Origin of the sequence: Mycobacterium sp. NPDC050853 (genome assembly GCF_040653875.1) — a bacterium.
In the GTDB taxonomy this organism is placed as follows: Bacteria; Actinomycetota; Actinomycetes; order Mycobacteriales; family Mycobacteriaceae; genus Mycobacterium.
In genome coordinates, this window is sequence record NZ_JBFAGW010000006.1 from 29129 (window position 1) to 43094 (window position 13966).

Below are 13966 nucleotides of genomic sequence, written 5' to 3' on the forward strand. Positions count from 1 at the left end.
CGGCCGTGGCTTCCCAGCATCGTTTCTCGCGTAGACGTTCCCGCGGCGACGCCTACGGTGCGCGCCGCATCAACCAACGCGACATTCACGCCCGGCCAACCCCCGGAGATGACAACACCCTGCTGGAGATCGAGAAAGTCCGTGCCGTCGCCTCATACTCGGCGCTGTACGCGATCAGCGATCTGATCCCCGATCGAGCCACCAACAGCCCCGGCCGACCCGCGCACTACCCAGCCTGGGTGAGCGTCATCCACAAAGTGCTCCAAGGCGCGTTCGGCAGCGCCAACCACGCCAGCCGCATCATGGCCAACCCCGAGTATTGGCACACCATCTGCCGCCACGCTGCCCGGCACGGCAAGAACGCCCGCACCAAGCCACCTCGACGTCACCACCACGTCTACGCCCAGCCACGCCTTGACGCCCACATCGACGCTCTGCACCAAGGACTGCTCGACACGGCCGCCACCCTGGCCCGCCAGCTCGACTGCCTCAACCCCGACCGCCCCGTCTCACGGACCGACCCGGCTCGCGGACAATTCATCACCTGCGACGGCACCGTGGTCGCCTCACCAGAGCGCCAATCCACTGTCGAAAAGAAGAAGGCCGACGGCAAACCAATCGCCAACGCCCATCTGGAAGTCCAAAACGGTGATGGTTCAGCCGAATACCGCTACGGAACCAAATTTGCCCTCATGAGCACCCGCCCCGACAACACCCGCAACCTGCGCGTCGTGCTCGACGCCGTCCCCATTCCGCCCGGCAAGGGCTACAAAGGCGAAGCCGGCATTGCACTCACCATGATCGATCGCCTGACCACGCACCCCGAACTGCGCATCGACGGAATCTGCTACGACGGAGCCTTCCGCGGCACCCACATCGACCACGTCATGAAACTCGGCATGATCGCCCTCGTCCCCCCGCACGCCGGCACCGCTGTACCCACCCCCTGCACCACCATCGACTGCACCTGCGGGGATCAGCACGTGATCTGGACCGACAAAGGACGCCTGCACGAACGCACCATCATCGACACCGGCGAAACCCACCTACAACCCCTACCCGTGGCCAAGGTCTACGACCGCCGCAACCGCCGCGGCACCTACCGCTGGTACATCGACTTCGCCACCATATGCGGCACCGTCCAGACCTGCCGTATCGACATCACCGACGACGACATCAAGTGCGGCTACAACCGCACCGAGCACCTACGCCAGCACACCAAAACCGACGAAGGCAGCAGCCTCTACGACCGCTGCTACGGGTGGCGCGAAGACAGCGAAAGCCTCAACAACACCCTCGACCGCACCCTCTACGGCGGACGCATGCCCGCCCACACCGCCAGCCGCCAACACGGCGTCATGATCGGATTCGCATTGGGCCGCAACGCCATCGCCCACTACCTACACCAACGCAATCAAAAAACCGCAGCAGCCTAACCAGGCACCCGTCTACCCACAGACCATTCACACCTGCCCCATAAAACCCAGCAGATAACACAAACACCACCAGCAACACTCTCGACTTGCAGCCAGCCGACGGCCGGAGCATCCCCGCCGACCCGCTAAGGTTTTAGACACCTATTCACACAGGTCCCCCGCCCTCGTAGCTCAGGGGATAGAGCACGGCTCTCCTAAAGCCGGTGTCGCAGGTTCGAATCCTGCCGAGGGCACAACACGCGTGTATCGCCTCAGGCAGCACCTGGCGGTCAGACCCTCCTGGGCCGCTCGATAGCGGCAGGTTCACCGTCGACATATGGTGACAACTAGCCATGCCAAGCAATCGGAAATCCGTAGCCGGACTAAGCGGCTCTCCCGGCCAGTACCGATTCATCACGCGTGCCCTCGGTCGCCGGAGCCTGAAGCATCTGAAGGTAGCCATTGGATTGCTGTGCATGTCGATGCTGGCCCTGGGAACCATCGTCGAGATGCATCCGCTGGGGCCTCAGGGCACGGGGCGGATGATCCACGAATTGCTGACAGCATCGTCGTTCCTGGTCGGTGTGTGCTGGATCGTCCGCCCGTGGCCGAGCCGCCGAATGGCGATCGTCTTCGTCGTGTGGGCGGACCTTGCGATGGCGATCTCGCCCTGGACCTACGCCGGAGCCACGATGCGGTTGTCCGCGGCCATGTACATGGGACTGATCGGCGTATTCGCCGCGTTCCTGCTTGGGTGGCGCATATTGGCCGCACACTGTGTCTTCGCTTCCGCGGTGTTCGCGTCCATCACCGTCTGGAACATCCACACCGGTGCGGCGACGTTCCTCGATCAGTTCTTCTATAACGCGGCCGCGCTTACCACCATGGTCCTCCTGCCGATTCTTATCCAGGCCGTGATCGAAGCAGCCTGGAGATCGGCACGGGCCACCGCTTCCGCCGCGAATCGCGATCCACTGACCGGTCTGCTGAACCGGAGGGGCGTGCTGACCGCCATCGAGCTGGCAGTGCGCGCACGGAAAGCCCCGGTGCTCGTTTCTGTGGCGGTCATCGATATCGACTATTTCAAGGACCTCAACGACACCTACGGTCATGAGGCCGGGGATGCGAAATTGAGGACGACCGCAGAAATGTTGTCCACAAACATCCGCGACGGTGATATCGCTGCGCGGATTGGCGGAGACGAGTTCATGGTCGTCGCGCTGGTTGACCGCGCCGAGGACATCGACGGCATCATCCAGCGGATCCGCCACGCACAGCCTGCAACCGATTCACCGAATGTGTCTATCAGCATCGGAGTCGCCTGGTCGTCCACCGATACGGCGGACTTCAACTTCGAATCCCTCACCCGACAAGCAGATTTCAGGTTGTACGAGGCAAAGCGTGCCCGCTCATCTCGCGCCGGCAGCCTGACATAACAGCGACCGTACTCAGTACGCGCCCTCGCTGCGCACCACGGCGCCGACCGTCCGCGAAATGATCCGTAAATCCAAGCCCATGGACCAGTTGTCGACGTAGGAGATGTCGTGGCGAATCGACTCGTCGACCGAGAGGTCATTGCGGCCGCTGACCTGCCATTGCCCCGTGACACCGGGCTTGACCAGGAGCCGCCGCCGCATGGTGTCGTCATAGGCGTCCACCTCCCGCTGCACCTGCGGTCGCGGACCGACGACGCTCATATCCCCGAACAGCACATTGAAGAACTGGGGCAGCTCGTCGAGGCTGTACTTCCGGATGAACGCCCCCACCGGGGTGATCCGCGCATCTTCTTTCGCCTTGAAGAAGACGGGAGTGCTCCCCGCCGAGTCGATCATCGCTGCCGTTTCACGGTCGGCGCCCGTGAACATGCTGCGGAACTTGATCATCCGAAAAGGCATCCCGTTCAAGCCGATTCGCTCGGATATGTAGAACACCGGTCCAGCGCTGGAGAGCTTGATGGCGATCGCGATCGCGATCATCACCGGCGCGGTGGCCAAGATGGCGGCCGCCGCGAACGCCATGTCGAACGCCTCCTTGGACATCGATCGTGCGCGACGATGACCTGGGGCGAGCATCTCCAACATGTGGACCCGCTCAAGGCCCCGATCGTCAGTCGTCATGGCGGATTCGTCGACATCTCCCGGCGAGACGGCCAGCTCGATACCCAGGTCCCCGAGATCGGAGGCCAGGCCAGGAAGCTGTTTACGCCGAAGATCATTCGCCATCGCCACCGCGACGATCTGCGCCGATGTCCGCTGTGCGGCCTCGACCACGTTCCGGTCGTCACCGACGACCGGAACGTGATGATCGCCTACCTCGATCGCCGGTATATCAAACCGTGCGACGGCGGGCGGGGTGCACGCACCAACCACTTCGAACCCACTGTCCCGATGACGATGGAACGCAGCAGCCATCTCGCGGACGGCATCGTGATCACCCGCCAACAGCACGGAGGTACGACTCTCCGAACCCCACATGCGGCGCAGCAGATGGCGGGCTACGAGAATTCCGAACAGACCCAGCGGTATCTCGATGAGAACCTGCCAAATGTCGATCAGCTCGATGCGCGAGATCAGATACGTGAGCAGCACGATCGTGAACAGCTGGAAGGTAACGCTGGATACCGTCTGCCATTCGTGCAGGACGGTACGGAGCGCCTTACCTGGGCCAACAGTGTGCAACGCCAGCGCGCCAAACCACACTGCGGCGATCACGACATCTGTCGCCACATACCAACCACCCAGGTCCTGCCTACCGGACAGGAAGTGATGCGCAAGCTTGTATGAGACGAACGACGTGAGCGCGATCGCCACCAAGTCAGCGACCGGGGCCCATCGTCGATGCAGGTAGAACAGCCCGCCGGGGCGTGCCCCCACCGTCTCGTGAATTCTGTCGTTGAAGACGCTCTTGATAACCATAAGTGCACTTCACCTGTTCGTTCATATCGGTCATTCGTATGGACGACTTCGGCAATAGAAACCCGACTATTTACGTGCTTACGTTTCCATAGCGATTCACATCGTGCTACGTGACGGGGATCACGTTCAATGGAAGGAATGGTGAAGGTTTCATTGGAGGTAAATAAGAATCATCTAACAAACATCGCCGCGCCTCGCGTGGTGCTAATCAGGACACCAATCACGTATCGCTCACTAGCAAATAACACCTTGGTAACATTGCCAGGTACAGCCATGTATCAGCAATGCCTTACGCTCCCGTGCACGTCAATCGTAGCGTCATCCCGCACGCACCCCCCTCCGCGTTGCGGGCAAAAGACGGATAGATCGAAATTCATTTCTTAACAATTGGAAACTTGTCACCTCAAGTTGCGGATGCCTAGCGCGTGTTGCACCCTGAGCATGGGTCGACTTGCAGGCGACACGAGTCGGCGTGCGTCAAACAGTACGGCATGCTGAATTTCGCCTGCGAGTAGAATTGCGCTACTCGAAATATGAAAATATGGCCCACTTTGGCACTATGAGTACGCAACGGCCGCTGCAAGCCCCTCGGGCACTCACAGGGTCTGCGTAGGTTGAATAGTGAACAGACATGAGACGTGGGGTCGAGACCCCGGACCAGAACGCGTGCCGCGGCACAACGCACGCGCGGCGACGGTTGACGCTCAACGTCGGAACGGTGTGACATATGCCGATATCAGTTAAAGACGCCAGCGACCGGGCAGGAGCCTGACGTGGCATCCATCAAAGTTCATATGACCGGTTCGGAGTGGTTCTCGTCCGCGCCCGGTGGGCTCAATCGCTACTTCACCGACCTGTTCGTCGCCCTACAACGGCAAGACGACATCGAGCTCTCGGCCGCCGCATTCGGAGTGCCGTCCGACGGTGGACGCTCGTGGGGTGCCACCGGTGGATCCACCCGAAAGCGAGTCCTCGCCGCGTTCAACGACCGATCCGCCCTCCGACGACCCGCCATTCTCGATCGTCACTTCTGCCTGTACGGCCCCTCAGCGACCAGATGGCGCAACCGCAGCCCGCTGGTTGTGCATTTTCATGGACCGTGGGCCGCCGAGAGCAGATTCGCCGGCGCAGGTGCACTCAGATCACGAGCCAAATACGTCGTGGAGCGTCTCCGCTACGCCGGAGCCGAGCGGCTGATCGTCCTGTCGGATCAATTCCGGGACGTCCTCATCGAGGACTACCGGATCCGCGCGGACCGCATCGAGGTCATTCCGCCCGGCGTCGACCTCGAGAGGTTCGGCCTGCTGCCACGGCTGGAAGCACCCACTGGCCGTCGGACGGTGCTCTGTGTGCGCAGGCTCGAACACCGCATGGGAATCCACCGTCTCATCGAATCGTGGCCGGCGGTCATCACCGCACATCCGGATGCCTGCCTGATGATCGTGGGCACCGGTACCGCAGAGAAAGACCTACGAGCTCAGGTCACGTCCGCGGGCCTGGAGGACAGCATCCAGTTCACCGGTCGTGTCGACGACCTCACCCTCACGCAGCTCTACACACTCGCAGATTTCACGGTCGTGCCATCGGTGGCTCTTGAGGGTTTCGGGTTAATCGCACTCGAGTCCCTCGCCACCGGCCGGCCGGCCGTTGTCACCGATTGCGGCGGGCTCCCCGACGCGGTACGCGGCCTGGACTCCTCCTTGATCGTGTCCGCCGACAATGCTGAAGCGCTTGCGGCACGCCTTATCTCGGCGCTCGATGGCACTCTCCCCACACCGGAGCAATGCCGCCGACATGCCGAATCGTTCTCCTGGGCCACTGCCGCGCAACGTCACCACGCCGTGTATTCGGAGCTGAGTGCATGATCAACGCGCTGTTCGTCGCTCACACCGCGGCACCCTCGGGTGCGGAACTGGCGACCTCACGGCTGCTGTCAGCGCTACGTGCCGTACCCACCGACAGCGCGGTCGAACCGTCGATGATCTACACCGAAGACGGCCCCATGGTGGACACGATGAGGTCCCGTGGCATACCGACTTCGGTGTTGGCCAACACTTTCGACAGCCGCAGCGTGACCATCAACGGTTCCGGATGGTTGCGACGGCTGACCGGCACTGCGGCGCTGATTCGCGTGGGGTGGGATCTCGGCGCCACCGTACGAGAGCGGGGAGCCGATGTGCTGGTCGCGGGAAGCACGAAAGCCCTCATCATGTGTGCCATCGCGGCCAAACGCGCGCGAGTCCCGTTGATTTGGCATGTACACGACCGAATCTCAGCCGAATACTTCGGTACCGCACTGGCATTCGCGATCCGCACACTGGGCAAGATGGTCACCGACGGGTACATCGCCAACAGCCGGTCCACCGAAGACTCACTTCGACCACGACGCCAACGGGGCGTGGTGGCATACCCGGGACTCGATTTTCAGCAGACGGCGGATACCGAGCACGCGCCGCAACGGCCCGCCGCGGAATCCGTCATCGCCGTTGTCGGCCGGCTGACGCAATGGAAGGGGCAAGACGTCTTCCTTCGGGCGCTGGCCAGAACCCAGGTTCGGCCCCTTCGCATCTACCTGGTGGGTGGCACATTCTTCGGTGAGGAAGCCTTTCGAACCGAATTAGAAGACCTGGCAAGCGAACTGCAGCTGCCCGTGATATTCACCGGACACATCGACGACCCCACCGACATCCTGTCGATGGCCGATATCCTGGTGCACTGCTCTGTTATCGCCGAGCCGTTCGGGCAGGTCGTCGTCGAGGGGCTGCGTGCGGGCTGCGCGGTCATCGCCACCCGCCCCGGTGGTCCCGCCGAGACAATTGAATCGGGTGTACACGGTCTGCTGGTCGACGCCGGCGACATAGATCAGCTGACCGATGCCCTCGACCGTCTGATCGCGGATCGCGATCTACGTATCCGATTGGCAGACGCGGGACGGTCGCGGGCCCGGAGGTTCGATATCGCCGACTCGGCGCACACCGTCGCGTCTTTCCTCTCGGACGTCGTTACCCGCCGACGCACGACAGCGGTGGAAAAGCACAGTGTCTAAAGGATTTCGAAGCGGTACAGCGCTCCCCCGCGCGCTGCGACTGGCCAGAGATTTCGGGGCCGTTGTCTTCGGCAAGTACGGGCAGTACCTAGTCACCTTCGCGACCGTGCCGCTGCTCGCCCGGGTATTGGGGCCGGCGGGAATGGGATTGTTGGCGGTCGGGATGGCCGCATACTTCTTCGGCTCGATTCTCGTCGACTTGGGTATGACGCCATTTCTCGCCGCGCGGGTGCCCGCACTGCGCAACACTCCTGCCGAACTCCAACAGGTCCGTACCGACTACTTGGCCTTGAGATTGATGACCCTGGCCGTGCTAGGTGCCGCGTTCGGCGCCGGCTGGATCGCCGGGGCGCCTCCGTACGTCCACATGATTCTGTTGGGGCTCTTCGCCGGTGGGCTCTGGGCCACCTCCGACGATTGGCTGCTCATCGGGCAGGGGCGATTCGTCGCGTCGGCGATTTACCAGGGTTCGGGGCGCATCGCCTATCTCGTTCTCCTCATCGTGCTGCTGCCGCACTCCCCCCACGCGTCCACTGCCATCCTGTGTCTGCTGGGCTCGTCGGTCTTGACGGTCGCGGGCACCTGGTGGGACAGCTTGCGGACCTTCGGTGGCCTATGTCGTCCGTACACACCCGGCCACATCCTCCGCGCGAGCTGGCCGATCGCGACCTCACGACTTCTCACCACTGGGTATGGGCAAGGGGCACCAGCCATCTACTCCGCCATGCTCGACGCCGCGTCGCTGGGCCTGTTCTCGGCGAGCGACCGCCTGGTCAGGGCAGTGCAGTCGCTTCTGGACATGATCGGGTTGGTCCTGCTGCCCCGGATGGCCAAGCGCAGTGGACACCAGCACTTCTGGCGCAGCGGTCTTCTGGGATTACGCGGCGCGGTCGCGGTGGCCGTCATCGCCGCCACCCTCTTGTGGATACTGGCCGCGCCGATTGTTCACCTCATCTTCGGAAGCGAGTTCCTCGGGGCTGTCGGCTTGTTGCGCGCCGAACTTCTCATTCTTCCGGCCAGCACCATCAGTTCGTACATCAGTACCGCGCTTCTGCCCGTACGTCAGGACACCCGCGGCGTGCTCATCGCGTCGGTGGTGGGGACAACGGCATCGGCGGCAGGGCTGATCGCCGCCTCCTGGAGCCACTCCGTGTGGGCCTTGATAGGCGGTGTCATCGGCGCCGAATTCTGTGTGGCTCTGTGGTATCTGGCCCGGGTGCGGCATCTGGCAGGACGGGAGCAGAGTGCGGTCGCCGAGTCCGACAGGGCGAAGGAAGGTGCTCCGCGATGAAGATCCTCTTTGTCGGCGATGACTGGGTGGGCAGCAACGCGCGGTCGATGGCAGACGGATTCCGGCAGGCCGGGCACGAGGTAGTGGTCGTCGACACCACATCGGTCACCTTGCCCGCCAGGTTGTCACCGGCGTGGTTGTACTCGAAGGGGATGCGCCAACGCGCACCGTGGCTGCAGAACGCTGCGCACGATCAGATCGAGCGCATTGCAAGAGATTTCACCCCCGACATGCTGTTCGGGTTCAAGTCGATCCATCTGGACCAGGCGCGCCTACTCCAGGTCCCGGCTGCAGTGCGCGTGCACTACAGCCCGGACGACGTCGGGAATCCTTACAACACAACGGCTGATTACCTGGCGCACGAAAGCGGGTGGGATCTGGTGGTCACCACCAAACGCCACAATGTGTCCGAGTTGCAGGCCCGCGGCGCACGTCAGGTGACCTTCGTACGCAGTGCCTACGATCCCGCGTGGCATCGCCCCTGCGCCAAACGCGTTGCACAGCAGTACCTCGTGGGATTCATCGGCGCCAGGCGTCCGGACCGATCCGACCTGATCGCCCGACTCGGCACCGAGCACGGCAAGAATCTGCTTGTTCGAGGTCCGGGCTGGCGGCGTATGCCCTCGCTGCAGGCCACCGGAGCCACGATTGGTGGCGCCGTCTACGGCGATCATTTCGCGACTACCGTCGCATCGGTCACCGCGAACCTGGTCCTGCTGAACTCCGAAAACCGCGACACCCACACCTGCCGGACCTTCGAAATACCAGCGTGCGGAGGGCTATTCGTCGGTGAACGCACCGACGAGCACGCCGAGCTGCTCAACGAGGGCACCGAATGCCTACTCTTCTCCAACGAGGCCGAGCTGCGCGAAATACTGCATTGGTGCGCCTGTCATCCCGCACACACCGCCAAAATCGCCGAGGCAGGCCATCTTCGCGTGACGCAGGAACCGCACCGATACGTCGACCGTGCCAGGGAGATCATCGATGAACTTCAGTGACGCGAAGGAACTACCCATCGACAACACTCCAGCCCCGCCCCCGGTCCGCAGACCGTGGTGGCGCAGGCGAATCCCCCTGGCCTGTATCACGATCACCGCGCTCATCGCGGGCCTGATAACAGTCGGGTGGCGCGTGTACATGAACCCGCAGACCGACCCGCTACGGCAGGCCGATGCCATCGTCGTACTGGGTGGGACCCCCTACGAGCGTTTCGACGTCGGGCTGGACCTGGCGAAGCGGGGATACGCACCCTACTTGCTGATCTCCCGGTCGACCGGCGAGAACGACCGCAAGATGGACAAATACTGCGATGGCCACTTCACGTTTACGGTCAGCTGCTTTATCCCCGATCCCTGGACCACAGAAGGCGAAGCCCAGGAAATACGTGCCAAGGCAAAAGAACTCGGCTGGCATCACATCATCGTCATAACCTTCACGCCGCATGTTTCGCGCGCCCGCTACATCATCGGAAAGTGCTTCGACGGGGAGCTCACCATGGTCGCCAGCCCCGCACCCTCGGGGGCTGCCTTCTGGTCATGGATGTTCATCCGGCAGTCAGGCAGTTACGTGAAGGCCTTTTTAACCCCCGGATGTTGAGGAGTAACTCATGAATGGAACCGGGCCGCGTATCGCGATAGTCCACGAACGCTTCACCGAATTCGGCGGTTCGGAACTGGTGGTCGCCGAGTTCATGAAGACCTGGCCGGACGCCAAGGTCTTCGCTCCCATCACCGAACCTCAATGCCGCCAACAGGTGATGCAGGCGGCGGGCCGTACCGACGGTACATCGCACGGGTCCATTTCCGGAACCTGGTTGGACGGCGCATATGCCTTTACCGGGCGCAGGTCGCATGCTCCACTGCTTCCCTTGGTGCCCGGCGCCCTGAGGAAACTGTCGCTCGGCGATGATGTCGATGCGGTGCTGATCAGCCATCACTCGTTCGCGACTTCTGCGGCGTTCGCCACCGAAGCCCCCATCGTCGCGTACGTGCACAGCCCGGCCCGCTGGGCGTGGGACCGCACATTTCGCGATCACGAGATCGCCAGTCGATCGGGACGAATGGCCCTGTCCGCGTTGGGGAAGCTCGCACGGCGAGGGGAGCTACGAGCGGCACCTCGCTTATCGCACGTCATTGCCAATTCGCACGCCGTCGCCGACAGGATCCGCGATTGGTGGGGGTTACCGTCGACCGTGATCAGCCCGCCGGTGCGCATCGACCGGTTCTCACCCGATCGGTCGATTCCCCGCGAGGACTTCTACCTGTGCGCCGGAAGGTTGGTCCCGTACAAGCGCGCGGACCTGGCCATCCGGGCCGCCCAACGTGCCAATTGCCGGCTGGTGGTGTTGGGAGACGGACGATTCCGCGATCGCCTTGAGGCCATCGCCGGACCCGAAACCACCTTTCTGGGTGCCGCATCCGACGAGGTTCTCCTCGACACGTATCGACGGTGTCGCGCCCTGCTGATGCCAGGCCTGGAAGACTTCGGAATCGTCCCCGTCGAGGCAATGGCGTGCGGGACACCGGTTCTGGCGTTGGGTGAGGGCGGAGCCTTGGATACGGTGACTCCTGGTGTGACGGGAGAGCACGTGCAGGCAGGCCCGGATGATGTCGTGGTGGAGCAGCTGGCCGCGCTGATGCGTGACTTCAACCCCGCCGACTACGACACCGACGCCATCCGGGCGCGAGCGTGCGAATTTTCTCCCGAGGCGTTCCGCACCCGGATCGCCGACACCGTGCTCGCCGCCGCGCGCGCCTAGTGTCCCGAGAGCGTCGTGTCGAGGACGCTAGCTCTTGGAGCCCGATCCGCCGTGGGAGCCGGAGCCGTCTGAGCCGCCGCCGGCATTCGATCCGTTGGAACCGCCGCCCGATGCGTCGGATGCGCGGTGCTTGCCGCCCGACTCGCTGGGCGTCTTGACCTTGACCTTGTTGGAGTTCCCGGTCGCACCGTCATCGTGGTGTTTACCGGAGTCGTTGTCCTGCTTGGCCTTGGATTCCTTGGCGGCGCTTGAGTCGTTGGTCGTCGAGGACTTCGCACCTTCACCGTCGATACCGTTGACGGACTCAACGGTGTTGGTGACGGTGGAGGTGACGACACCTCCGGTGTTCTTGATGGTGTCGGTGACCTGCTTCTTCAGCGACTGATTGGCCTTGTCGACCTTGTCCTGCAGCTTCTCCTTCACCACCGGCTTGGCAGGTTTGGCCTTGTCCTTCGCGCTGTCCTTCGCGCTGTCCTTCGCGTCGACTTTGGCATCGTCTTTGGCGACGTCCTTGGCTTCTTCTTTCGACGGTTCGGCAGCCGGTCGGACCGCGGGCTCGCCGACCGGTGCGGCACTCAACTCCGAAGCCGTGGGCACCGATGATGAAGCCGGTGCGGACGTGACCTTCTCGGCGACCTTGTCCTTGACCGCGACAAGGCTCGATCCGAGATCCAACTTCGGAGCCTCAAGCTGCTTGACCTCGGGCGCCGGAGTGCCCAGCTCTTTCGACGCAGCAGCAGGGGTCTCAGCTTGTTTCGCCGCCGGTGCGGACGTCGCCGCGGCCGCCAAGGCGTTGGGCGCCGGGGACGAGAGAGTCGTCGGGGCGGCACCGATCAGGCTGCCGAGCTGCGTCATTACGTCCTTGTAGAACTTCGACGCCTGCAGGGTGTTCGACGCCGCCCCGTTGAAGAGATTCCCGTACTGCTGCGTGAGCAGATCCGAGATCGGCGTCATCAACGGTGTGACCAACCCCTTATATAGAGGAGTAAGGGCCTTCGCGAGTTCGACCGTCGGGTCCGGGATTCCCAGCGCTGTGCTCAGCAGGCCGGTGACCGTGATGAGCTGGGTCGGCACGATAGCGCCCGTCGGAATCAGGTTCGGCGGGATGATTCCGAGAGGCGTATTGGCTCCGGGCGCCGTGCCCAGCTGGAAGGTCGGCATGAGGCCCACGCCGAAGAGCGACGGCAGGGTGAATCCCACGCCCTCGGTACCCATGTTGAATCCGCCGAGTGAGTAGACGATCGGTATCGGCAGCGCCCCGGTGAACGGCATCTGCAACACCATGACGTTCTGTCCGTTGTTGATATTGAATCCATTGGTGCCGATGTAATTACCGGTCGTCACATTCAGATTCGTCATGCCGAGGCCCAGCATCGGAATCGAGAAGTTCGACAACGTCGTACCGATCGGCGAATAGATGCCATTTTCCGTCGGGATAAGCACATGCGCATTGAACTGACCGGCCTGCCCCAGACCGAGGGGAGCCGTGATGCCATTGGCCCACATGGGTACGGAGAGGACCTGCTGAAAGTTCAGCGGGCCACCGTCGACGACCAGCGTGGGCGCAGTGGCCCACCAGCCGGTCTCCATCCCGAGAGGGAACTTATAGTTCCCCGCACCCATCGGAACCCAGGCCGTGACGTTCGGAAGTGAGCCGTCCGGAAGGACCCGGACCGAATCCGGGAGCACGCCCAAAGGATCAAGAGCGGCCGGAATCTTGATGTTGAGCCCGCTGGGTGTCTGGATGAACGTATTGGTAAGGGTGGTCAGACCACTGACCTGAAGCAGCGGCCAGTTATAACCGGCCGTGAACTTGTCCTGTTCTGCGATCAGTCCGTCGACGATGTCACTCAACGGTGGAAGCTCGTTGACGATCGGCCCGATGATCGGCGCGTGGTTCAAGCCATCGAGGACGTCGGCCAGGCCGTTGATCAGATTCGCGCCCGGAATGGTCGTCGGAAGCGGAAGGTCGACAAACCCTTGGCCGGGGATCTTGATACTCGGAATGACTCCGGGCACCCCCGTCGGCAGCGGCGTGCTCGCGAGATTGCGCAGAACATTGGGAAGATCGGCGATCCTGGTCAGATTCGAGTGCGTGAGCGTCGTCCCGAACGTCGGGAGCAACCCGCCGGTCTGGCCGGCGATGGGATTCCAGACGCCTCCGGCCGCCGATCCGATCGCATTGGTTCCCGCTAAGTAGTTATTGAGCGCGTCCCTAGAGTCTGTGACCGCGCCCTTATAGTCCGGCGCGGCGGCAGCAGCCTGCGCGGTGGGCCCGACGAAAGCCAAGCTCGCGGTCGCGGCGACTGCCCCCGCCGCGGTCACGGTGCGTTGGACAACGACCTTTTTTGATGACTTCCGATGTCGCTTAGACAAGACCGCAACCCTCTCCTTTGAGGAAACCCAGAACGTGAGCAGCACTGTAAGCGTGTGATCCACCTCATAGCCGCGATTTCAGGAACGTGTCGACCCGAGATTGTTCTGATTACAGCAATGCCCCAGACTCGCCCCGGTCGCTGCGGATCGCGTGTGCAGGCG

The 13966-nt window shown here is 62.8% G+C and carries 10 protein-coding genes and 1 tRNA gene; 9 read left to right on the top strand and 2 right to left on the bottom strand.

The annotated features are described in order from the left end of the window. Positions 1-5: 5 nt before the first annotated feature. The 3 genes from AB0H22_RS18745 (at position 6) to AB0H22_RS18755 (ending at position 2851) form a co-directional block, all read left to right on the top strand. Positions 6-1436: a hypothetical protein gene (locus AB0H22_RS18745; RefSeq protein ID WP_358148078.1), complete on the top strand. Its 1431-nt coding sequence runs from the start codon at positions 6-8 to the stop codon at positions 1434-1436. 160 nt (positions 1437-1596) lie between these two features. After that, positions 1597-1669: transfer RNA gene (locus tag AB0H22_RS18750), tRNA-Arg, on the top strand. 99 nt (positions 1670-1768) lie between these two features. Continuing rightward, positions 1769-2851: a GGDEF domain-containing protein gene (locus AB0H22_RS18755; RefSeq protein WP_358148080.1), complete on the top strand. Its 1083-nt coding sequence runs from the start codon at positions 1769-1771 to the stop codon at positions 2849-2851. Between the two features lie 12 nt (positions 2852-2863). Here AB0H22_RS18755 and AB0H22_RS18760 read toward each other — a convergent pair whose 3' ends face one another. Continuing rightward, complete coding sequence (locus AB0H22_RS18760; RefSeq protein ID WP_358148082.1) at positions 2864-4330, bottom strand: sugar transferase; 1467 nt, start codon at positions 4328-4330, stop codon at positions 2864-2866. 794 nt (positions 4331-5124) lie between these two features. Here AB0H22_RS18760 and AB0H22_RS18765 point away from each other — a divergent pair. Genes AB0H22_RS18765 through AB0H22_RS18790 form a run of 6 tightly spaced genes read left to right on the top strand, consistent with a single transcriptional unit; the run spans position 5125 to position 11428 of the window. Further along, complete coding sequence (locus AB0H22_RS18765; RefSeq protein WP_180751281.1) at positions 5125-6195, top strand: glycosyltransferase family 4 protein; 1071 nt, start codon at positions 5125-5127, stop codon at positions 6193-6195. Beyond that, the gene (locus AB0H22_RS18770; RefSeq protein WP_358148084.1) at positions 6192-7376 is read left to right on the top strand and encodes a glycosyltransferase family 4 protein; all 1185 of its coding nucleotides are present in this window, start codon (positions 6192-6194) and stop codon (positions 7374-7376) included. The genes AB0H22_RS18765 and AB0H22_RS18770 overlap by 4 nt, the downstream gene beginning before the upstream one ends. Beyond that, positions 7369-8667 (top strand): oligosaccharide flippase family protein, encoded by a 1299-nt coding sequence (locus AB0H22_RS18775; protein WP_180751171.1) that lies wholly within the window; start codon positions 7369-7371, stop codon positions 8665-8667. Before AB0H22_RS18770 ends, AB0H22_RS18775 begins: the two co-directional genes overlap by 8 nt. Then, the gene (locus tag AB0H22_RS18780) at positions 8664-9668 is read left to right on the top strand and encodes a glycosyltransferase (protein WP_358148087.1); all 1005 of its coding nucleotides are present in this window, start codon (positions 8664-8666) and stop codon (positions 9666-9668) included. Before AB0H22_RS18775 ends, AB0H22_RS18780 begins: the two co-directional genes overlap by 4 nt. Beyond that, positions 9655-10266 (top strand): YdcF family protein, encoded by a 612-nt coding sequence (locus tag AB0H22_RS18785; protein WP_358148089.1) that lies wholly within the window; start codon positions 9655-9657, stop codon positions 10264-10266. The genes AB0H22_RS18780 and AB0H22_RS18785 overlap by 14 nt, the downstream gene beginning before the upstream one ends. 10 nt (positions 10267-10276) lie before the next feature. Next, complete coding sequence (locus AB0H22_RS18790) at positions 10277-11428, top strand: glycosyltransferase (protein WP_358148091.1); 1152 nt, start codon at positions 10277-10279, stop codon at positions 11426-11428. A 27-nt stretch (positions 11429-11455) separates the two neighbouring features. Here the strand turns inward: AB0H22_RS18790 and AB0H22_RS18795 are convergent, their stop codons facing one another. Next, positions 11456-13849: a hypothetical protein gene (locus AB0H22_RS18795; protein WP_358148414.1), complete on the bottom strand. Its 2394-nt coding sequence runs from the start codon at positions 13847-13849 to the stop codon at positions 11456-11458. Positions 13850-13966 lie beyond the last annotated feature (117 nt).